This window comes from Streptomyces sp. NPDC048297, assembly GCF_043201585.1.
GTDB lineage: Bacteria > Actinomycetota > Actinomycetes > Streptomycetales > Streptomycetaceae > Streptomyces.
Genome location: NZ_JBICZA010000015.1, coordinates 111,012 through 132,707 on the forward strand (window position 1 = coordinate 111,012; position 21,696 = coordinate 132,707).

At 72.1% G+C, this 21,696-nt stretch carries 18 protein-coding genes; 12 read left to right on the forward strand and 6 right to left on the reverse strand.

The features are described from left to right. Nucleotides 1–576: 576 nt before the first annotated feature. Together ACGFYV_RS18610 and ACGFYV_RS18615 are read left to right on the forward strand one after the other, a co-directional pair. The gene (locus ACGFYV_RS18610) at nt 577–1,833 is read left to right on the forward strand and encodes an aminotransferase class I/II-fold pyridoxal phosphate-dependent enzyme (protein WP_393879468.1); all 1,257 of its coding nucleotides are present in this window, start codon (nt 577–579) and stop codon (nt 1,831–1,833) included. A gap of 137 nt (nt 1,834–1,970) precedes the next feature. Continuing rightward, nucleotides 1,971–3,014, forward strand: coding sequence for an MBL fold metallo-hydrolase (locus tag ACGFYV_RS18615; RefSeq protein ID WP_393879540.1), 1,044 nt, complete (start codon nt 1,971–1,973; stop codon nt 3,012–3,014). A gap of 7 nt (nt 3,015–3,021) precedes the next feature. Here ACGFYV_RS18615 and ACGFYV_RS18620 read toward each other — a convergent pair whose 3' ends face one another. Next, a complete protein-coding gene (locus ACGFYV_RS18620) occupies nt 3,022–4,494 on the reverse strand; it encodes a chlorohydrolase family protein (protein ID WP_393879469.1) in 1,473 nt (490 codons plus the stop codon). Between the two features lie 210 nt (nt 4,495–4,704). On the opposite strand from ACGFYV_RS18620, the gene ACGFYV_RS18625 reads away from it, so the two are divergent. The 6 genes from ACGFYV_RS18625 (at nt 4,705) to ACGFYV_RS18650 (ending at nt 11,927) form a co-directional block, all read left to right on the forward strand. Next, nucleotides 4,705–5,796 (forward strand): ABC transporter permease, encoded by a 1,092-nt coding sequence (locus ACGFYV_RS18625; protein WP_393879470.1) that lies wholly within the window; start codon nt 4,705–4,707, stop codon nt 5,794–5,796. Nucleotides 5,797–5,887: 91 nt separating this feature from the next. Further along, the gene (locus ACGFYV_RS18630) at nt 5,888–7,606 is read left to right on the forward strand and encodes an ABC transporter substrate-binding protein (RefSeq protein WP_393879471.1); all 1,719 of its coding nucleotides are present in this window, start codon (nt 5,888–5,890) and stop codon (nt 7,604–7,606) included. 61 nt (nt 7,607–7,667) lie between these two features. After that, nucleotides 7,668–8,669 carry an ABC transporter permease gene (locus tag ACGFYV_RS18635; RefSeq protein WP_393879472.1) on the forward strand — a complete coding sequence of 334 codons (1,002 nt, stop codon included), beginning with the start codon at nt 7,668–7,670 and terminating at the stop codon, nt 8,667–8,669. Continuing rightward, a complete protein-coding gene (locus tag ACGFYV_RS18640) occupies nt 8,669–9,682 on the forward strand; it encodes an ABC transporter ATP-binding protein (RefSeq protein ID WP_393879473.1) in 1,014 nt (337 codons plus the stop codon). Before ACGFYV_RS18635 ends, ACGFYV_RS18640 begins: the two co-directional genes overlap by 1 nt. Then, the gene (locus ACGFYV_RS18645) at nt 9,679–10,680 is read left to right on the forward strand and encodes an ABC transporter ATP-binding protein (protein ID WP_393879474.1); all 1,002 of its coding nucleotides are present in this window, start codon (nt 9,679–9,681) and stop codon (nt 10,678–10,680) included. Before ACGFYV_RS18640 ends, ACGFYV_RS18645 begins: the two co-directional genes overlap by 4 nt. 35 nt (nt 10,681–10,715) lie before the next feature. Then, nucleotides 10,716–11,927, forward strand: coding sequence for an amidohydrolase (locus tag ACGFYV_RS18650; protein WP_393879475.1), 1,212 nt, complete (start codon nt 10,716–10,718; stop codon nt 11,925–11,927). 91 nt (nt 11,928–12,018) lie between these two features. Here ACGFYV_RS18650 and ACGFYV_RS18655 read toward each other — a convergent pair whose 3' ends face one another. The 3 genes from ACGFYV_RS18655 to ACGFYV_RS18665 form a co-directional block, all read right to left on the reverse strand. Continuing rightward, entirely contained in the window at nt 12,019–12,921 is a 903-nt protein-coding gene (locus ACGFYV_RS18655; RefSeq protein WP_393879476.1) for a DUF3592 domain-containing protein, read from the reverse strand. A 180-nt stretch (nt 12,922–13,101) separates the two neighbouring features. Continuing rightward, nucleotides 13,102–13,716 (reverse strand): DedA family protein, encoded by a 615-nt coding sequence (locus ACGFYV_RS18660; protein WP_393879477.1) that lies wholly within the window; start codon nt 13,714–13,716, stop codon nt 13,102–13,104. A 17-nt stretch (nt 13,717–13,733) separates the two neighbouring features. Then, on the reverse strand, nt 13,734–14,516 hold the full coding sequence (locus ACGFYV_RS18665) for an MBL fold metallo-hydrolase (protein ID WP_393879478.1): 783 nt from the start codon (nt 14,514–14,516) through the stop codon (nt 13,734–13,736). 85 nt (nt 14,517–14,601) lie between these two features. On the opposite strand from ACGFYV_RS18665, the gene ACGFYV_RS18670 reads away from it, so the two are divergent. The 4 genes from ACGFYV_RS18670 (at nt 14,602) to dnaK (ending at nt 19,897) form a co-directional block, all read left to right on the forward strand. Beyond that, nucleotides 14,602–15,033 (forward strand): hypothetical protein, encoded by a 432-nt coding sequence (locus ACGFYV_RS18670; RefSeq protein WP_393879479.1) that lies wholly within the window; start codon nt 14,602–14,604, stop codon nt 15,031–15,033. 212 nt (nt 15,034–15,245) lie between these two features. Then, complete coding sequence (locus ACGFYV_RS18675) at nt 15,246–17,288, forward strand: phage holin family protein (RefSeq protein WP_393879480.1); 2,043 nt, start codon at nt 15,246–15,248, stop codon at nt 17,286–17,288. 51 nt (nt 17,289–17,339) lie between these two features. Further along, a complete protein-coding gene (locus tag ACGFYV_RS18680; protein WP_393879481.1) occupies nt 17,340–17,765 on the forward strand; it encodes an OsmC family protein in 426 nt (141 codons plus the stop codon). Nucleotides 17,766–18,007: 242 nt separating this feature from the next. Beyond that, on the forward strand, nt 18,008–19,897 hold the full coding sequence (gene dnaK, locus ACGFYV_RS18685; protein ID WP_393879482.1) for a molecular chaperone DnaK: 1,890 nt from the start codon (nt 18,008–18,010) through the stop codon (nt 19,895–19,897). Between the two features lie 32 nt (nt 19,898–19,929). Here dnaK and ACGFYV_RS18690 read toward each other — a convergent pair whose 3' ends face one another. Both ACGFYV_RS18690 and ACGFYV_RS18695 read right to left on the reverse strand, forming a co-directional pair. Next, nucleotides 19,930–20,730, reverse strand: a complete 801-nt coding sequence (locus ACGFYV_RS18690; protein ID WP_393879483.1) for an SAM-dependent methyltransferase — start codon at nt 20,728–20,730, stop codon at nt 19,930–19,932. 67 nt (nt 20,731–20,797) lie between these two features. Further along, complete coding sequence (locus ACGFYV_RS18695) at nt 20,798–21,661, reverse strand: helix-turn-helix domain-containing protein (RefSeq protein ID WP_393879484.1); 864 nt, start codon at nt 21,659–21,661, stop codon at nt 20,798–20,800. Between the last annotated feature and the right edge of the window lie 35 nt (nt 21,662–21,696).

Genomic DNA, 21,696 nt, shown 5'->3' on the forward strand with positions numbered 1-21,696 from the left:
TCGCAGAGGAGGCGGAGCCACAGTGCCCGGTCGGTGGCGGAGGAATTGGAGCGGCGGACGAGAGGAGCACGGCACGGGCGAAACTCCAGCCGGTACGTGGAGTCTCTGAGTTCCGGCGGCGGTCGAAGCGGGAGTAGCGGTCGGGAGGTGCGCGGTGTGGACGAGACCTCGCAGAGGAGGCGGAGCCACAGTGCCCGGTCGGTGGCGGAGGAATTGGAGCGGCGGACGAGAGGAGCACGGCACGGGCGAAACTCCAGCCGGTACGCGGAGTCCCTGAGTCCCGGCGGGAGCCGAAGCGGGAACAGCGGACCGTTGGAGCACGGCCCGGATGAAACCCCCGCTGGTACGCGGAGTCCCTGAGTCCCGGCGGAGGCTGAAGCAGGAGCAGGAGCAGGAGCAGGAGCAGGAGCAGGAGCAGGAGCACCAGCGGCGGACGGTAGGAGCGCGGCACGGACAGAGCGGCACGGCGCGCGTGGCCCCGGTATTTCGTCGGTGGCGCGGGCAGGAGCGGCAGGCGGTGCGGGTACGGCCCGGACGGAACACGGTGAGCGGCACACGGACTGCGCGGAGGCGGACATGCGGCGGACGGATCCCGAGGGCCACGGGCCCGTCCGGTACGGGCCGCCGCTGCCCGTGGACGGGCTGCCCGTGCTTCCCGAACTCGCCGCGCACCTGGCCGCCGCCGCGCACCGCCCCGAGGCCCAGCCGGTCGGCGGCGCTCCCGCCCTGCTGGAGGCGGCCTGCGGGTACTGGACCCGGCGCGGGCTGCCCTGTGTCCCCGACCGGGTGGCGGCCGGTCCCGGCGCCCCCGCCCTGCTGCTGGCCCTGACCGCCGCCCTCGCCGGCGACGGCGGCGACGTCCTCGTGCCCCGCCCCCGCGCCTCCTGGTGGGGGCCCTGCGCCCGGCTGCTGGGCCGGCCCGTCTTCCCCGTGCCGACCCCGGCCGAGAGCGGCGGCGTACCCGACCCGTACGCGCTGCTGGAGACCGTCCGCAGGGTCCGTGCGGAGGGCGGCGACCCCCGGCTGCTGGTGCTGTCCGTCGCGGACGACCCGACCGCCACCGTCGCCCCGCCCGAGCTGCTGCACGAGACCGTCGAGGCCGCCGCAGCCGAGGGCCTGCAACTGGTCAGCGACGAGACCTGGCGCGACACCCTCCACGCCCCGCACGAGACCGTGCTGCTCAGCCCCGCCGAGATGCTGCCCGACCGGGTCACCGTCGTCTGCGACCTGGCCGGTTCCCTGCTCCCGGCCGGCTGGCCCGCGGCCGTGGCCCGGTTCCCGTCGGGCGAGGCGGGGGAGTGGCTCCACGCGCGCGTGCTCGACATCCTCACCGCGCTCGGCGCCCGCGTCGCCGCGCCCGTCGCCACCGCGGCCGGGTACGCGCTCGACGAACCCGAACCGGTCACCGAGCGCCGCGAGGCCGCCGTACGCCTCCACGCGCGCGTGGCCGCCGCCGCGCACGCGCGGGTCGTCGCGGCCGGCGCGGTCGCCCGGCCGCCGCAGGCCGGCCGCCACCTGTACGCGGACCTCGGCCCGCTGCGCGAGCCGCTCGCCGCGCGGGGCGTCGGCGACGCACAGGAACTGGAGGACTTCCTCACCGCCCGCCTCGGCATGCCCGCGCCCGGCGGTCACCGCTTCGGCGACGACCTCGGGGCGCTGTGCGTACGGCTCGCCACGGGGCCCCTGCTCGGCGGAAGCGACGAGGAGCGCACGGAATGCCTCACGTCTCCCGCGCCGTTGGAACTGCCGCATGTGCACCGCGCGTTGATCACCCTGGGGTCGGTCTTCGACGATCTCCGCGATGACGCCGAGCGAGGGGAGCATCCTCGATGACGCAGCAGACGCACGAGCCCGGATCCACCGCCATGACGACGACCACGCCCCCGACCCCGACCGCCATGACGAGCACGGAAGACACGGCGAGCGCGCCACATACGACGAGCGCGCCGTACACGACGAGGGCACCGCACATGACCGGCGACGCGCCCGGCGGCGCCATCACTCGCGTCCCTCTCGCCACCCCGGCCCCCCTCACCTCCCCGTTCCCGCCCCCCGCCGCACCCCGGCCGCTGGCCGAACACCGGGTGTGGCCACGGACGTTCCACGACCGGCTCACCGCGCCCCTGCCCGGCTTCAAGGCCCTCGCCCGCTTCGCCCGCGAGGGCGCCGTACGTCCCGGAGCCGACGGCCTGGCCGGCGTCCACGAACTTCCCTACGAACCAGGCCCGTTGCCCCGGGTGGGCGCCCGCACCCTCGCCGTCACCTGGGCGGGGCACGCCAGTTGGGTCGTCCGGATCGGCGGGCTGACCGTACTCACCGACCCCGTGTGGTCACGGCGCATCCTCGGCACGCCCGCCCGCATCACGCCGGTCGGGGTCGCCTGGGGCAGCCTGCCGCGCGTCGACGCGGTCGTCATCAGCCACAACCACTACGACCATCTGGACGCCCCCACCCTGCGCCGACTCCCGCGCGACACACCGGTGTTCGCGCCCGCCGGGCTCGGCCCGTGGTTCCGGCGCCGCCGCTTCACCCGCATCACCGAGCTGGACTGGTGGGAGGGTGCCGAACTGGCCGGTGTCCGCTTCGACTTCGTGCCGTCCCACCACTGGTCCAAACGCACCCTCACCGACACCTGCCACAGCCTCTGGGGCGGCTGGATCCTCACGGCACGCGACGGCCTGCGCGTCTACTTCGCCGGGGACACCGGCTACGGCCACTGGTTCACGCGGATCGGGCGCCGCTACCCCGGCATCGACCTGGCCCTCATGCCCATCGGCGCCTACGACCCGCGCTGGTGGCTGCGCGACGTCCACTGCGACCCGGAGGAGGCGGTCCGGGCCACCGTGGACGTGGGGGCGCGCAGGATGGCGCCGATGCACTGGGGCACGTTCGTGCTGTCGGCGGAACCGGTGCTGGAGCCGCTGGCGCGGGTGCGGACGGCGTGGGAGAAGGCGGGCCTCGACCGGGAGGACCTGTGGGATCTCCCGGTCGGAGCCTCGATGGTGCTGGACTGACAGGCCGCTACCCGCGCGGGAACACGGGCGGGAAGAGTTCGTCCTGCGTGCGCCCGCGGTGGTCGCGTTCCGGGTACGCCGCGCGCATCTGGTCGAACAGCCGCTGGCCGGCCCGCCTGAGTGCGGGGAGGTCGACGCCGGGGATCGAGCCGTCGCGCATGACGACCTTGCCCGCGACCATCGTCAGGACCGCGTCGCGGGCGGTGCCGTTGAGCACCAGCGTGCGCAGCGGATCCTCGGTGACGCCCATCCGGAAGTCGTCCAGGGCGAAGGCCGCAAGGTCTGCGGTGGCGCCCGCGGCGAGCCGTCCGAGATCCGGCCGGTGCAGGGCCTTCGCCCCGCCGGTCCACAGTGCGTCGAAGTAGCCGGACAGATGCCCCTGCCCCAGGTCGCCGGCCTGGAGCTTGGCCACCTGGGTGCCCATGTCGATCCCGCGGATCAGGTCCGGCGGGAACGAGTCGGTGCCCAGGCACAGGTTCGCCCCCTGTGCCCGGTAGCCGCCGAAGGTGTGCAGGTTGTGGGCGTAGCGGGCGTTGGTCAGCGGGCAGTGCACGATCGAGACGCCGGCGTCGGCCAGCGTCGCGACGTTCCCGGTGTCGGTGCCGAGCACGTCGGGGTGCACGTCGAGCACCACCGCGTGCGGGACGATCAGCCGGTCGGACAACAGCCCTGAGTCGGCGATGAGTTGCAGCGGGGTGCGTCCGTAGGCGCGCTCGATGTAGTCACGTTCCGTCCTGCCCTGCAAGGCGTGCAGGCGTACCAGCGCGTCGCGCCGGTGCGCGGCCTCGGCGACGTCCTTGAGGAGTTCAGGGGTCAGGGTCTCGATGCGGCACGGCAGCAGCACCCCGGTCACCAGGGGATCGGCGAGCTGTTCGGTGTGGTCCAGGAAGCGCAGCGCCTCGGCCAGTCCACGCCGGCCCGCCTCCTCGTCGAACATCACGGTGCGCCTGCCGTCGGCGCCGACCACGTTCACGCCGGACCGGAACGACGGCCCGAGGAAGCCGCGCAGACCAAGGCGTGAGGACACCTCGGCCAGCGCCACGAAGTCCTCGTAGGTCTCCGCCCAGTCGCTGTGCACCTCGGAGGCGATCGGCATGTAGCTGGTGATGCCGTGCAGGGCGAGCTGGACCAGCGCGTACTCGCGCACGGTGCGCCGCTCCTCGGCGTCGAACACCGCCCGGGGCGCGGCGAAGTAGTCGGCCGACCAGACGAAACCGGAGGCGAGGTCCGGGGACGCCCAGGAGTCCAGGATCAGGTGGTCGATGTCGGTGAGGGCGTCCAGGTCGATGAGGCCGGGCGTGACCACCGCGTCACCGAGGTCGATGCGCTGGTCGGCCTCGTGCCGGCCGAGTTCGGCGCGGTCGCCGACGTCGAGGACGGTGTCGCCGTCGATCAGTACGGCGCCGTCCGGGATCTCCACGTGCGAGCGCCCGTCGTGGGCGATCACCCAGGAGGCAGTGACCAGGGTCTTCATCGACATCCCTTCACATTCGACCGGTTCGCCGGCAGGGCTCCGACCGTCCGTACGGCGGTGCTACCGGACGTCGGCGGACCCTAGTAGGACCGCGAACTTTGGTATACCGTATCGCCACCCCACCCCGATTTGGTATACCAATTTCGCCTGCCTTCCCCTCCCCCTGTCTTCCCCTCCCCCTGTCTTCCCCTCCCCATCGAGCACCAGAGGATCGACATGCCGGATCCGCATCCGCGTGAGCCGCAGAGTCCGCCGGGCCGCACCGGCGCGCCGGACCCCTCCGACGGGCAGGTGGCCACCCTGTCTCCGGCGCGGTCCACGGCCGCGACAGCCGAGCGCGGTCCCGACGCGGAGGTCGCCACCGCACGGTCGCTGCTGGGCACCGCCTGGCTTCGCATCCGGCGCAGCCGGATCGCCGTCGCCGCGCTGATCGTCGTGGTCCTCATGGTGCTCTTCGCGGTCCTGGCCCCGGTCCTGGTGTCCATCGAGGGCTCGGACCCGTTCACCTCCCGGACCGGGCCGGACTACCTGGACGACTTCGCCACGCCGGGCCTGCCGCTGCCGTACTACCGCTTCCCGTCCGGCGAGCACTGGCTCGGCCTGGAACCGGGGCTCGGCCGCGACATCTTCGCGCGCATGGCCTACGGTGCGCGGATCTCGCTGACCATCGCGCTGCTGTCCACACTGGTGTCGGTCGTCCTGGGCACCATACTGGGCGCCGCCGCCGGTTACTTCGGCGGCAAGGTCGACATGGTGATCAGCCGGGTGATGGATCTGTTCCTGGCCTTCCCGCACCTGCTGCTGGTGCTGTCGCTGACCCCGATCATGCAGTCCCGGCTGCGCGGCACATCCCTCGACTCGGGCAGCCTGGTGCCGATCGCCTCACTGGTGATCATTCTCGGCTTCTTCGGCTGGGCCTACCTGGCCCGGGTCGTGCGCGGCCAGGTGCTCTCGATCCGGGAGCAGGAGTTCGTCGAGGCCGCCCAGGCCTACGGGGCATCGCACCGGAGCATCATCTTCCGGCAGATCATCCCGAACGTCATGGGGGTCGTGCTGGTCTACGCGACCATGATGATCCCCACCAACATCACCGCCGAGGCGGCCCTGTCGTTCCTCGGCGTCGGCGTCAAGGACCCCACACCCTCCTGGGGCCAGATGCTCAACGCGGCCCAGGCAGGCAACTGGTACCTGTCCGACCCCTGGTTCCTGGCCGTCCCGGCCGGCGCCCTGGCGATCACGGTGCTCGCGTTCAACCTCCTCGGCGACGCGGTCCGCGACGCCCTGGACCCCAAGTCCTCCCGCGGCTGACCCAGCTGACCCAGCTGACCCACTGACCCCTCTGACGCGCCATTCCGTTCTTCCTGACGCGCCATCCCTTTGTTATCGGCAAGGAGACGCAGTGAACAGAAGCACCACGGCGGCGATCGCCCTGGCGGTGAGCGCCGGACTGGCCCTGACCGCCTGCGGCGGCCCCAAGCCCGCCGCCGGCTCCCACTCCGACACCCCGCGCGACGCCTTCGCGCCGGTGACGATCGGAGCGGGCTTCTCCACCAAGGGCGGGAACCTCAACGTCCTGATGTCCTCGGACTTCCAGACGCTGGACCCCGGCAACAGCAACTACGTGCAGACCGCCAACGTGGGGCAGCTGTACTACCGCACGCTGACCATGGCCAAGGAGAGCGCGGGCAAGCCGCCGACCATCGTCCCGGACCTGGCCACCGACCTGGGCAAGCCCTCCAAGGACGGCCTCACCTGGACGTACACCCTGAAGAAGGGGCTGAAGTTCGAGGACGGCAAGCCGATCACCAGCAAGGACATCAAGTACGGCGTCGAGCGCACCTACGCCCGCGACGTCTACACCCAGGCACCGCAGGAACTGAACACCGCCCTGGCCGACGACAGTTACAAGGGCCCGTACACCGGCGGCGACTTCAAGGGGATCGACACCCCGGACGACCGCACCGTCGTCTTCCACCTCAAGCAGCCCTTCGCCGAGTTCCCCGCCCTGGTGTCGCGGTCCAACACCGCGCCGGTGCCCAAGGGCAAGGACACCAAGCTCGACTACACCAACCACCCGGTCTCGTCCGGCCCTTACAAGATCAAGTCGTACGACCGCGGCCGGTCGATGAAGCTCGTCCGCAACGACCAGTGGGACCCGGCCACCGACCCGAACCGGACCGCCCTGCCGGACACGTTCACCTTCACCCTGTCCACCGCGCAGGCGACCATCAGCCAGCAGCTGCTCGCCGACTCGGACCCGACCGCGATCACGCTCGACAGCAACGGCGGTCTGCAGGCGTCAGACGCCGCCCAGCTGGGCACCCCCAAGGTCAAGGCCCGCACCGCCGCCGCTCTGCTCGGCTGCACGGACGTGCTGAACCTCAACACCGAGACCATCAAGGACCCGCAGGTCCGCAAGGCCATCGCCCTGGCCGTCGACCGCAGCGCCCTCCACATGCAGTACGGCGGCGAGCGGTTCGGCAAGCTGGCCGCGTCGTACATCAACCCGGCCCAGCGCGGCTACGTCGAGCAGCACACCGACCTCGACCCGACCGGCAAGCCGAAGCCGGACGAGGCCAAGAAGCTCCTCGCGGGCAAGAAGGTCCCCCAGAAGCTGGTCTACGGCTACGCTGACGCCAACCCCCGCTACAAGAACGTCGGCACCGTGCTGCAGCAGAACCTCAAGCAGCTCGGCATCGACCTGCAGCTGCGCCCCATCCCGGCCGCCAACTACTACACGATCCTGGCCGGTGACCAGATGCCCGACATCGCCCGCAGCGGCTGGTGCGGCGGCGCGGACAGCGGCTCGGTGCGCACCACCATCGACCCCAACCTGGGCCCGAGCGTGGACGGCAAGACGTACGGCTTCTCCAACATCCCGCGCTACTACGACCCGAAGATCTCCCGCGAGATGTACGAGCTGCGCGGCACCAACGGGTCCAGCGAGGAACTCGGCAAGAAGTGGGCGACCCTGTTCGACCAGGCCATGCAGGGCTACCCCATCATCCCGCTGGTGCGCAGCTACACCAGCAGCGTGGTCGGCTCCGACGTCCGTAACGCGCAGATGGGTTACTTCTTCGGCGCCATCGACCTGTCCATCGTCGGCGTCCAGCACTGACGGCTCGCGTCACTAAAGAGGTTGAAACGGTGAGTCCCTCCCGAGTCGGCAGGTCGCGCCCATGACTCGTTTCCTGATGCGGCGATTCGTCGCGATGATCGTGCTGCTGTTCGTCATCAGCTTCGTGACGTTCAGCCTGTTCCAGCTCGGTCCGGCGGACCCGGCCGCGGCGGCCTGCGGCCAGGAGTGCACCCCGCAGCGCATCGCCGAGGCCCGGGTCGCGCTCGGGATGGACAAGCCGTTCCTCACGCAGTACTTCGACTACATGTCGGGCCTGCTCGGCGGCCGCATGGTCGGCGCGCCGGGCACCGAGACGCTGTGCTCCTGGCCCTGCCTCGGCAAGTCCTTCCAGACCAACGAGGACGTCACCGCGATCATCGGGCGGGCCCTGCCGTACACCCTGTCGGTGGCCAGCGGCGCGATCGTGCTGTGGACCCTCGTCGGCGTCGGTCTCGGTCTGCTGGCCGCGCTGCGCAAGGGCCGGCTCACCGACAAGCTCATCGTCGGCGCCGCCTCCGTCGGGGTGTCCCTGCCCATCCCGGTGACCGGCCTGCTGTTGCTGCTGTTCTTCGTCAGCACGCTGAACCTGCTGCCGTTCACCACCAACGAGATCACCTCGCCGTTCGGCGCCGCGGGACCGGGCGGCTGGGTCCTGAACTACCTGCTGCCCTGGGTGGCGTTGGCCGTCCTGTTCAGCGCGCAGTACATCAGGGTCACCCGCAGCAACATGCTGGAGACCCTCGGCGAGGACTTCATGCGCACGGCGCGCTCGAAGGGCCTCACCCGGCGCAGCATCGTGTTCAAGCACGGTGTGCGGGCCGGCATCACCCCGGTCGTCACCATGCTCGGCCTCGACATCGGCAGCCTGCTCGGCGGCGCCGTCCTCACCGAACAGATCTTCTCGGTACCCGGTGTCGGCTTCACCGCCGTCCACGCCGCACAGGCCGGCGACCTCCCGGTCACCATGGCCATCACCATGATGGCCGCGTTCTTCATCATCGTCGCCAACGTCCTGGTCGACGCCGCCTACGCGGTCATCGACCCGCGAGTGAGGGTTGCCTGATGACCACACCCGAAGCCGCGCCCCTGCTGGACATCCGCGATCTGCGGGTCAGCTTCCCGACCGACGACGGCGTGGTGCACGCGGTCAACGGGATGGACCTGACGCTGGGGCGCGGGGAGACCATCGGCATCGTCGGTGAGTCGGGATCCGGCAAGACCGTCACCAGCCAGGCACTGATGGGACTCCTCAAGGGCACCTCGGCCACCGTCACCGGACAGATCCTGCTGGACGGACAGGACCTCAACCCGCTGACCGAGGCGCAGATGCGCGCCTACCGCGGCAAGAAGATCGCGATGATCTTCCAGGACCCGCTGTCGGCCATGCACCCCTTCTACCCCGTCGGCGCCCAGATCGCCGAGGCCTACCGGGTGCACAACGACGTGTCCAAGAAGGCCGCGGCGACGGCCGCCGTCGACATGCTCGGCCGGGTCGGGATCCCCGACCCCAAGCGCCGGTACTCCGCGTACCCGCACGAGTTCTCCGGCGGCATGCGCCAGCGCGCGATGATCGCCATGGCACTGGTCTGCGAACCCGAGCTGCTGATCGCCGACGAGCCCACCACCGCGCTCGACGTCACCGTGCAGGCCCAGATCCTCGATCTGCTCGGCGAGTTGCAGGCCGAGACCGGCTCCTCGGTGATCATGGTGACCCACGACCTCGGCGTGGTCGCCGAGGTCTGCCACCGGGTCGTCGTGATGTACGGCGGCGAATGCGTGGAACAGGCCACCGTCGGCGCCCTGTTCCGCGACCCGCGCCACCCCTACACCCAGGGGCTGCTGGCCTCGATGCCGTCACTGGCGACGAAGTCCGAGCGGCTGAACCCCATCCCGGGCTTCCCGCCGTCACTGCTGGCGCTGCCCGAGGGCTGCCTGTTCGCCGACCGCTGCCCGAAGGCACACCTCGTACCCGGCAACGCCTGCACCACCCGCCGGCCGGCCCTGACCGGCCCCGACGGGCACCCCTCGCGATGCCACCTGACGACCCTGGAACCGGCCCAAGAGGTGCTCCGATGACACCGCTGCTGCAGGTCACCGACCTGACCAAGCACTTCCCCAGCCGCTCCGGCGCCTTCCGGTCGGCAGGCGGCGTGATCAAGGCCGTCGACGGAGTCGGCTTCTCGGTCGAGGCCGGCCAGACCCTCGGCCTCGTAGGGGAGTCGGGCTGCGGCAAGTCGACCACCGGACGACTCCTCATGCGCCTGCTGGAACCCACCTCCGGAAGCATCCGGCTCGACGGCCGGGAGATCTCCGAACTGCGTCGCTCGGACCTCCAGGAGTACCGGCGCCGCGTCCAGATGGTGTTCCAGAACCCGTCGTCCTCCCTCAACCCCCGCCAGTCCGTGGGCAGCGCGATCGCCGCACCCCTGCTGGCCCAGCGGATCACCCCGCCCGGCGGCGTCAAGGCCAGGGTGCGCGACCTCATGGACCGGGTGGGCCTGCGCCCCGACCACTACAACCGCTTCCCGCACGAGTTCTCCGGCGGCCAGAAGCAGCGCGTCGGCATCGCCCGCGCGCTCGCCCTGGACCCCAAGCTGATCATCTGCGACGAACCGGTCTCCGCGCTGGACGTCTCCGTACAGGCCCAGGTGATCAACCTGCTGGAGGACATCCAGAAGGACACCGGGGTGGCGTACCTCTTCATCGCCCACGACCTGTCCGTCGTCCAGCACTTCGCCGACCGCATCGCGGTGATGTACCTGGGCCGGATCATGGAACACGGCGACACCGACGAGGTGTTCGGCGCCCCGAAGCACCCCTACACCCGGGCGCTGCTGTCCGCCGTCCCGCAACCGGACCCGGACGCGGACCGCAGCGGGCGGATCCGGCTGTCCGGCGATCTGCCCAGCCCGGCCGACCCGCCGCGCGGCTGCGTGTTCCGGTCCCGGTGCCCGGTGCACGCCTGGCTGGACCCGGAACGCCGGAAGCTGTGCGCCGACGCCGTGCCGAGCGGCGACATCGCCTGCCACCACCCGGACATCGTCGCCGAGACACTGGCCACGACGGCCCGATGAGCCGTGCCGTACCACGCAACAGAGAGGTGACAACCGTGTTGATCCGTGACGTCCGCCCGTGGGGTGGAGAGCCCAGCGACGTCGAACTGTCCGGCGACCGCATCGCGGCGATCCGCCCGCACGACCCGGCCGCACAGCCGGCCGGCGAGGTGGTCGAGGGTCGCGGCCGGCTGTTGCTGCCGTCCTTCAGCGACGTGCACGTGCACCTGGACTCGACCCGGATCGGCCTTCCGTTCCGGCCGCACACGGGCGGCCCGGGGGTCTGGACGATGATGCTCAACGACCGGGAGAACTGGCGCACCGCCGAGGTCCCTCTCCCCGAGCGGGTGGCCGGCACCCTGGAGGCGATGATCGCCCGCGGAACCACCCGGGTGCGGTCGTACGCCCAGGTGGACGTGGACTGCAAGCTCGAGAAGTTCGACGCCGTGGTGGCCGCGAAGGAGAAGTTCGCCGATCTGGCCGAGGTCCAGATCATGACGTTCCCGCAGGCCGGCATCCTCCGCGAGAAGGGCACCGCCGACTACCTGGAGGCCTCGCTGAAGGCGGGCGCCGACGTGATCGGCGGCATCGACCCCTGCACCCTCGACAAGGACCCCAAGGGGCACCTGGACGTGGTGTTCGGGCTGGCCGAGAAGTACCAGGTCGAGGTGGACATCCACCTCCACGAGCCGGGCCACCTCGGCGTGTTCTCCACCGACCTCGTCCTCGAACGCACCCGGGCACTGGGCATGCAGGGCAAGGTCACCATGTCCCACGCCTACGAACTGGGCTCCATCTCCGAGTCGGTCAGCCGCCGCATCATCGACGACTTCGCCGAACTGGACGTCGCGATGGCCACCGTGGCGCCACCGGCCCGCGGGCAGCTGTCGCTGGAGGCGCTGACGGAGGCGGGCGTCAGGGTGGGCCTGGGCGAGGACGGCCAGCGCGACTACTGGAGCCCCTACGGCAACTGCGACATGCTCGACCGCACCTGGCAGCTCGCCTTCACCAACAACTTCCGCCGCGACGACCTGATCGAGATGTCCCTGGCGGTCGCCACCGTCGGCGGCGCCTCGATCATGAGCCACGACGTCCCCCGGCTCGCCGGCGTCACCGACCGCCCCGGCCTGGCCGTCGGCGACCGCGCGGACCTCCTCCTGGTCGACGGCGAGACACCGGCAAGCGCCGTGATGGACCGCGGCACCGACCGCACCGTCCTGCACGACGGCGTCGTCGTCGCCGACCAACTGGCCGTCGTCCACGCCTGATTGCCCCGCCGACGGCCCCGCCGCCGATGGCCTCGCCGTCAACGGCCCCGACCAGGAATCCCGTCCCGTCGGGGCCGTTCTCGGCGCCTCTTCAGCGTGGCGTGTCCTCTCCTCCGGGTAGCAGGTCCAGGTCCTCGGGACGGGAGGTGTCCGGCACCTTGTCCTTGACGTCCTTGACGTCCTTGACGTCCTTGACGTCCTTGACGTCCTTGACGTCCTTGACGTCCTTGACGTCCTCGTCCTCCTCCGTCTGCCGGCCCGCGCGAACCACACGAACCGCCTCCCACGTCGTACCGATCAGAAAGCCCGCTGCGAGCAGCCCGATCACGATCGAACCCTGCCGGATTCCGTCGGCGTCGCGTCCGTCGAGGTACTCGATGTGGATGGCCTGCGCGGGATGCGCCGGGTCGTAGACGACGGGTATCCGCGCCCCCGGCTCCGCACCGAGTGCCGAACTCTGCGAGACATCGACATCCGTGCGTACGGGGCCGGACGGGGCGTCGAAGCGCACGGACACCTCGGTCGCCTGGTCGTCGTCCGAGCGGCCGGTGATCCCGACCACGGTCGCGTCGGTCCTGCGCCCCTGGTCCCGGAGCTTCGCCAGCGTCTCGTACTGCTGGGCGGCGTTCCATCCCATGACTCCCGCGAAGGTGGCGAACACCAGGAACCCACCGGCGGCCAGCCGGAGTCGGGACCAGCGCGGATCCAGCAGCCGCGATCGCGGACCGAGCCTCAGCAGCGCGGCCACGAGGCGGCCCGGGGAAGGGAACCGGCCGGCCGGGCGATCGGCCCGGCCCCGGCGGCGGGCCAGCCGGGAGACGCCGTCCACCGCGGCCAGCGCCAGCGCCCAGCCGGGAAAGTAGAGCCAGTACGGCCCAAGCGGCCCGAACGCCAGCCACACCACGATGGACAGGGCGACCGCCAGAGCCCTCCAGCCTAAGGGAGAGCCGTGCTCTTCCGGGTCGCCGCCCGGCAAGGACTCGCGCTCGTCCACTGCGCCTCCTCTCCCCGTCACGAGGGGAGACACACGGGATGCCGCGCTGGTTGCGGTGCCACCCAGGGCGCGCCTCCCGCGGCACAGGGCCGCGCCCGCGCCCCGAACCGGCACATCCCCCACCGGCCCCACCGCGAAACCCGCCCCGCCGGCCCTACCGCGAAACCCGTCCCACTGGCCCTACCGCGAAACCCGCCGCACCACTCCCGGCACCGCGCCGATCGCCACGGTCAGGGCAACCGCCGCCACCACACCCTCCCACGGCTCCGCGAACAGCGACCCGCCCAGGATGCCGATGACCTGATAGGTCAACGCCCAGGCCAGGCAGGCCGGCAGGTTCCCGCGGCTGAACCTGCGCAGCGGCCAGTCGGCGATCAGGCAGGCCAGCATCACCGGCAGACGGCCCGCGGGCACGAGCCGGGACAGGACCAGGACGGTGACACCGTGCTCGGCGAGCTTCTCCTGGGACTGCGCCAGCCGCTCCTGCGACGCCCGTGCCCGGATCGCCTTCAGCCAGCGTGAGCCGTTGCGCGACCGCATGCCGCGCCGACCCAGCCAGTACAGGGTCGCGTCGCCGAGAAAGGCCGCGACCGAGGCCGTCACGAACACCAGCGCCAGCGAGAACGGCGCCGTCTGATGGAACGCCACCACCGCCGCCGAACTCACCAGCGCCCCGGTCGGCACCACCGGCACCAGCGCCCCGATCAGCACCAGCAGGAACAACGACGGGTAGCCGACCGCCTGTTGCGTCGACTCCGGTGGCACGCTCCGCGTCGACGCGGCGGCGAGCGTCACCGCGGCAGGCAGCCAGTTCACCGCGCGACCTCCAGCCGCACGCTCTCCCCGTGCCCCAGCTTGTGCACCGCCACCCCCGGCGCCGCCTCGGCCGCCAGACGCACGAACTCGTCCCCCGGCGCGTGGAACTCGTGCGGCCGTACCGCGTCGAGGCCGATCGGCCAGTACGTCCCGTAGTGCACCGGCACCGCGCAGCGCGGCGCCAGCCGGGCCAGCGCCCGCGCCGCCCGCCCCGCGTCCAGATGCCCCTCCCCGAGATACGGCCCCCAGCCGCCCACCGGCAGCAGCGCCACGTCCACCGGCCCGACCTCCTCGGCCATGCCGTCGAACAGGCCCGTGTCCCCGGCGAAGTAGGTCCGTGCCTCGCCCTCGACGACGTACCCGAGCGCGGGGGAGCGGTGCGGCCCGACCGGAAGCCGGCGCCCGTCGTGCAGCGCCGGGACCACACGGATCCGTACGTCCCCGATCGTCACGTCGTCGCCGGGCGCCACCTCGGTGATCCGCAGGTCCCGAAGGTCCCGCAGCCGGCGCAGCCCGGGTATCGCACGGGGTGCGCCCCGGGGCACGAGCAGGCGCGTGCCCGGGGCGAGGGCGGCCAGCGAGGGGAGGTGGAGATGGTCGGCGTGCAGATGGGACACGAGCGCCACGTCCGCGCGACGGGCCGAGGCGGGCGGCACGGCGCCCCGGCGGCGCCGCAGATGAGCCAGCCTGCGGGCGAACAGCGGGTCGGTGAGCACCCGTACGTCCGAGTCCACGACCGCGCACGTCGCGTGACCCCACCAGGTGATCTCCACCGGCACCTTCTTCGCCTCCTCCGCGCGACTCCCCCGAAGCCTACGGGCAGGAGTAGGGTCGGCGGGGAAACCCGGAGGTGAGGGGGACGCCATGAGACAGCCACGGGGTGCCTCCGGCGGGCGCGCGCAGGTGCGGGTCACCGCCATCGCGAGCCTGACACCGCTCGAGGAACTCGACGCCGACCCCTTCCTGGTGGACTCCCGCAGCCAGCACGCCATGTGCGCGCGATGGGCCGCCGAGCACGGCTACGTCGTCGCGCGGGAACTTCTCGTCGGCGGCCTCCGTTACGACCATTGCGCCCTGTGGGACGGAGTCCGGCCCGGCGTCGACGTGTTCGTCGCCCCCAGCCGGCGGGTGCTGGAGCGTGCGCTGTCCTCGGTGGAGGAGTTCACCGCCGAGTGCGAGCGGCGCGGGGTGCGGGTGGAGACGGTCGGGCACACCGAGCCGTCGTACGACGCCCAGATGAAGGCCCGTGTGCACCGCCGGCTGTCGATGCCGACGGCCGGTTACGACGGCCGTTGACGGTTGCCGGTTATGACGGCCGTTGACGGCTGCTGATGACGGCTGCCGCTCCTCAGCGCCGCCGCGCCCCGTGTGACAAGGTGGGGCGAGGCTCGGCGGCGGGCGAAGCGAGAGTGGGGGCCCCGCCCGACGCGTGCGGGAGGGCCGGGACGCGAGGGGTACGAGGCGTGCGGTGGCGGCGGGTTGCCGGTCAGATCGGGCGGAGCGCCACGGTGTGGGCTGTCTCCACCCTCACCATGCTCGTCCTCGCGGGTCTCCTGCCCGACTTCCAGCTCCAGTCCGCCGACGGTGACAGCGCCACCCGCATAGCCATCACGGCCGCGCTCGGCGCCGGTGCCTTCGGTGTCCTGTCGGCCGTCGTCTGGCCGCTGCTGGTCCGGTTGCTGCTGCTCGTCCCGGCCCTCGTGCTCGGCCTGCTGGTCTTCTTCCTCAACGGCTCCCTGCTGCTGCTCGCCCTGCGCATCAACCCCTCAGGCGGGGCCGAAGCGGCCCCCGAGACCGCCGTCATCGTCGCCGCCGTGATGTCCGCGGTCGCCTCCGCCACCGGCGCCGCGCTCGCCGTACGCGACGACGACGCCTACCGCCGGCGCCTGCTGCGCCTCGCCGACCGCCGTCGCCGATCGGTGCCGGCCTGCCCGGCGACGCCCGGCATGGTCTGTGTCCAGTTGGACGGCGTCGGCCACGACGTGCTCACCGCCGCCGTCCGCAAGGGCCTCATGCCGACCGTCGCCCGCTGGCTGGCGACCTCGGACGGGACGGAGCCCACGACCCCGGACGGGGCGGAGCCCACCCACCGGCTCACCCCCTGGCGCACCGACTGGTCGAGCCAGACCGGCGCCAGCCAGCTCGGCATCCTGCACGGCAGCACCTTCGACGTCCCGGCGTTCCGCTGGTACGAGAAGGAACGCGGCGAGGTGATGGTGTCCAACCGCCCGACCAGCGCGGCCGAACTGCAGCGCCGCGCCGTCGCGCACACCGGTGACGGAGGACTGCTCACCGTCGACGGCGCCAGCCGCGGCAACCTGTTCAGCGGCGGCGCCGACGAACAGGCGCTCGTGCTGTCCATCGCCGCGCGCCGGCGTGGCCGCGAGAACCGTTCCCGCGCCGGCTACTTCGCCTACTTCTGCGACCCCGCCAACGCGGTCCGCACCGCCCTGTCGTTCGTCGCCGAGGTCGCCCGCGAGATCGGCCAGTCCACCCGCGCCCGCATGCGCAAGCAGCGCCCCCGGGTGAGCCGCGGCGGTCTCTACCCCTTCGTGCGCGCCTTCGCCACCGTCGTCGAACGGGACGTCGTCGTCGCGGCGGTCATGGGCGACCTGCTCGCCGGCCGCACCGCCATCTACGCCGACCTGGTCGCCTACGACGAGGTCGCCCACCACTCCGGGCCGCACAGCAGGGACGCCGAGCTGGTCCTCCAGCGCCTCGACCGTTCCCTCGCCCTCGTGGAGAAGGCCGCCGAGCACGCCCCGCGCCCCTACCACCTGGTGATCCTCTCCGACCACGGCCAGAGCCCCGGCGAGACCTTCCACGCCCGCTACGGCCTCACCCTCGCCGACCTCGTCCGCGCCGGCTGCGGACTGCCGGTGCCGCGCCGGGCCGAGGGCACCCACAGCGGTGCGGAGGCCCGCGCCGCCGTCCGCGCCGCGCTCGGCCGGCCCGTCGAGGAGAAGGGCGGACGGCACCGGCCCGCGCCCGGCTCGCAACCCCTCGTGCTCGCCTCCGGCAACCTCGGCCTCGTCTCCTTCCAGGACGTTCAGCACCGGATGAGCAAGGAGGAGATCGACGCCCGCCACCCCGCCCTGCTCACCACCCTCGCCAACCACCCCGGCATCGGCTTCCTGCTGGTGCGCAGCGAGGAACACGACGGCGTGGTGCTCGGCCCGTACGGCACCGAGATCCCGCTGGCCGAGCTGGACGAGACGCCGGGCCCGCTGGCCCGGTTCGGCCCCGGAGCCGCCGACGCCGTCCGCCGCACCCACTCCTTCCCGCACACCGCCGACATCATGGTCAACTCCGCCCACGACCCCGCCGACGGCGAAGTCCTCGCCTTCGAGGAGCAGATCGGCTCCCACGGCGGTCTCGGCGGCGCCCAGTCCCACCCGTTCCTGCTGTCCCCGTGCACGCTGTCCGCACCGGTCGGGCCGGGGGAGGAACTGTCCGGCGCCGAGCACGTGCACCACGTCCTGCGCCGCTGGCTGCGCGAGGCCGACGGACCCCAGGTGCCGGTGTTCCGGGTGCGGGAGGCCCGGATGTGATCGGATGGGCGCACAGGACCCGGAAACGGCATCCACGCGAAAGGAACCACCGTGGCCACCACGCGCACCGCACACACGGTCTGGGAAGGCGACCTGCTCAAGGGCAGCGGCGTCGTCAGCTTCGACTCCTCCGGTATCGGCTCGCAGCCGGTGTCGTGGGCGTCGCGCTCCGAGAAGGCGAACGGCAGGACCAGCCCCGAGGAGCTGATCGCCGGCGCCCACTCCAGCTGCTTCTCCATGGCCCTCTCGCACGCCCTGGCCGGCGCCGGCACCCCGGCCACCCGCCTGGAGACGAAGGCCGACGTCGTCTTCCAGCCGGGCGAGGGCATCACGGGCATCCACCTCACCGTCCGCGGCGACGTGCCGGGCCTGGACGCGGAGGGCTTCCAGGCGGCGGCCGAGGACGCCAAGAAGAACTGCCCGGTCAGCCAGGCCCTCACCGGTACGACCATCACACTGACCGCCGAGCTGGCCTGACGGCCGAGCCGGCCTGACCGCCCGGCCGGGCCTGACCGCCGGGCCGGGCCCCCGGGCCCGACCCCCGGGCCTGGCCCGGGGCCGCCGCCCCACGCATGCCGCGTCCCCGCCCGGGGCGCGGCATCGCCGTTCCCGGGGTACCCGCGCATTGACAAGGGCGGGCGCGCGTCCTGTGCTGGGAGTGCGGCAGGCCTCCTGGTGGACCCGTCCCGCGGACGGGTCCGGGCGGAAGGGGACGGACGATGGCACGTGCGGTCGGGATCGATCTCGGGACGACGAACTCGGTGGTGGCCCTTCTGGAGGGCGGCGAGCCCACCGTCGTCACCAACGCGGAGGGCGCGCGGACGACCCCCTCCGTGGTGGCGTTCGCGAAGAACGGAGAGGTACTGGTCGGCGAGGTCGCCAAGCGGCAGGCCGTGACCAACGTCGAGCGCACCGCGCGCTCGGTGAAACGGCACATGGGCGACGCGGACTGGCGCTTCCCCGAGCAGGGCTCGGTCGACGGCTCACGGCTGCGCGCACAGGAACTGTCGGCGCGGGTGCTGCAGAAGCTGAAGCGGGACGCGGAGGCCTACCTCGGCGAGGACGTCAAGGACGCCGTGATCACCGTCCCGGCGTACTTCGACGACGCCCAGCGGCAGGCCACCAAGGAGGCCGGGGAGATCGCCGGCCTGAAGGTGCTGCGGATCATCAACGAGCCGACGGCCGCCGCCCTCGCCTACGGCCTGGACCGCGGCGAGGAGCAGACCGTCCTCGTCTTCGACCTGGGCGGCGGCACCTTCGACGTGTCCCTGCTGGAGATCGGCGACGGCGTCATCGAGGTGAAGGCCACCAACGGCGACACCCGCCTCGGCGGCGACGACTGGGACCAGCGGGTCGTCGAGCACCTGGTCAAACGGTTCAAGGCGCACAACGGCATCGACCTCGCGGGCGACAAGATGGCGGTGCAGCGGCTGCGCGAGGCCGCCGAGAAGGCCAAGATCGAGCTGTCCTCGTCCTCGGAGACCTCCATCAACCTGCCCTACATCACGGCCTCCGCCGCGGGCCCGCTGCACCTGGAGGAGAAGCTGACCCGGGCGCAGTTCCAGGAGCTGACCGCCGACCTGCTCGCCCGCTGCCGCGCCCCCTTCGACCAGGCCGTGCGCGACGCCGGGGTGAACCTGTCCGCGATCGACCACGTCATCCTGGTCGGCGGCTCGACCCGGATGCCCGCGGTCACCGACCTGGTCAGGGAACTCACCGGCAAGGACCCGCACAAGGGCGTCAACCCCGACGAGGTCGTCGCCGTCGGCGCCGCCCTCCAGGCGGGCGTGCTGCGCGGCGACGTCAAGGACGTCCTGCTCCTCGACGTGACCCCGCTGTCCCTCGGCATCGAGACCAAGGGCGGCATCATGACGAAGCTGATCGAGCGCAACACCACGATCCCGACCCGTCGTTCGGAGATCTTCACCACCGCCACCGACAACCAGCCCTCGGTCGGCATCCAGGTCTACCAGGGCGAACGCGACATCGCCGCCTACAACAAGAAGCTGGGCGTCTTCGACCTCACCGGCCTGCCGCCCGCCCCGCGCGGAGTCCCGCAGATCGAGGTCGCCTTCGACATCGACGCGAACGGGATCATGCACGTCTTCGCGAAGGACCTCGCCACCGGCCGGGAACAGAAGATGACCGTCACGGGCGGCTCCGCCCTCCCCAAGGACGACATCGACCGCATGATGCGCGAGGCCGAGCAGTACGCCGAGGAGGACCGCAAGCACCGCGAGCGCGCCGAGACCCGCAACCAGGCCGAGCAACTCGTCTACCAGACCGAGAACTTCCTGCGCGACAACCAGGACCGGGTGCCGGCCGGCATCCGCGGCGAGGTCGAGGCGGCCGTCACCGAACTGAAGGGGCTGCTCGAACGGGACGCCGGCACGGCCGAGTTGCGCACCGGCGCCGAGAAACTCGCCTCCGTCAGCCAGAAGGTGGGCCAGGCCATGTACGCACAGACCGGACAGCAGAGCGCGGGACAGCAGAGCGCGGGACAGGCGGACACCGGGCAACCGTCGGCTCCGCCGGACGACGACCAGGTGGTCGACGCGGAGATCGTCGACGACGAGCCGGACGCCCGGGGCGGCGCCGGCGCCGCCTAGCGCCTCACGCCTAGCGCCTCACGCCTAGCGCCTCACGCCTTGCGGGCCACGCCCGCGATCATCGGTACCGCGCCCTCCTTCGCCGCCGCGTCGTCCTCGGCGTCGGGACGCCAGTCGAGGACGGGGCGCACCCCCGGTTCGAGCAGGTCCATCCCGGCGAAGAACCGCGAGAACTCCGCGGACGTACGAGGGAAGAGCGGGGTGCCGCTCTTGCTGAAGAAGTCCGCGACGCGCCCGACCGCCTCCGGGGCCAGCTCCGGGCTGACCTGGGAGAGCACCAGGAAGCTGCCCGGGGCGAGCGCGTCGGCGTACTGGGCGAGCAGGTCGTACGCGCTGTCGTCCAGGTAGTGCGTGAGGGCCACCAGCGACAGCGCGACCGGCTGGTCGAGGTCCAGGGTCTCGGCGGCCAGCCGCAGGATCGTGTCCGGGTCGCGGACGTCGGCGTGCACGTATTCGGTGCCGCCCTCGGGGGTGCCGGTGAGCAGCGCCTGGGCGTGGCGCAGCACGATCGGGTCGTTGTCCGCGTACACCACCCGGGACTCGGGCGCCACGCCCTGGGCGACCTGGTGCAGGTTCGGCTCGGTCGGTATGCCCGTGCCGATGTCCAGGAACTGGCGCACGCCCTGCTCGGCGAGCGCGCGCACCGCGCGGTGCATGAACCGCCGGTTGGCCCTGGCGCCGCGCGCGGCCGTGCCGTCTACCGCGAGGATCCGGCGGGCCAGCTCCTCGTCCACCGGGTAGTTGTCCTTGCCGCCCAGCAACCAGTCGTACACGCGCGCCGGGTGCGGCCTGCTGGTGTCGATGGTCCTGGGCGCGGTCTCGGAACCGGTCATGCGCTGTGTGCTCCTCGGGTGTCACAGATGTGGGGTGCCGCAGGTGCCGGGGGCACGGTGCCCGGTGTCAGAGGTTCTCGCGGTACTCGCGCAGGATCTTCTGGGTGCGCCGCGCCGAGGACGCCAGGGCCGTCATGTGGTCCAGCACCTCCAGATGCGCGGCGACCTCCTCACGGGAGTCCAGATACAGGGCACCGGTCAGGTACTCGGTGAACACCATGTCCGGCAACTCCGGTTCGGAGAAACGGAACAGGGTGAACGGCGCGTACGCCCCCGGGTGCGGTCCGTCCGCGAACTCGGCGACCTGCAAGGTCACCCGGTCCCGCTCGGCGAACTCCAGCAGCCGGTCCACCTGTTCGCGCATCACGTCACCGCGCGTGCTCACGGGCCGCGCCAGCACCGTCTCGTCCATGACCACCCACAGGTGCGGCGCGTCGTCCCGATCCAGCAGCCGCTGCCGCTCCATGCGCAGCGACACGTGCCGGTCGACCGACTCCGGGCCGGTCTGCCCTATGGTCCCGGCCTCCAGCACGGCGCGCGCGTAGCCTTCCGTCTGCAGCAGGCCGGGCACGAAGTGCGGCTCGTAGGAGCGGACGAGGCGGGCGGCGCCCTCCAGGCTCACGTACAGGCTGAACCAGTCCGGCAGCACGTCGTGGTACCGCTGCCACCAGCCCGGCTGGTTCGCCTCCTCGGCCAGCCGCACGAACGCCCCGGCGTCCTCCTCGCTCAGCCCGTACGCGGTCAGCAGCACCTGCACGTAGGGGATCTTCAGCGCGACCTCGGCGGTCTCCATCCGCCGCACGGTCGCCGACGCGACCCGGAGGATACCGGCGGCCTCGTCGCGGCCGAGACCCGCCGCCTCCCGCAGTTCCTGCAGCCGCCTGCCGAGCACCACCTGGCCCACGGTCGGCGCGGCCCGCCGCTCACTCACGCCACGTCCTCCTCTGAGCGCCGTCGTACGCGGGC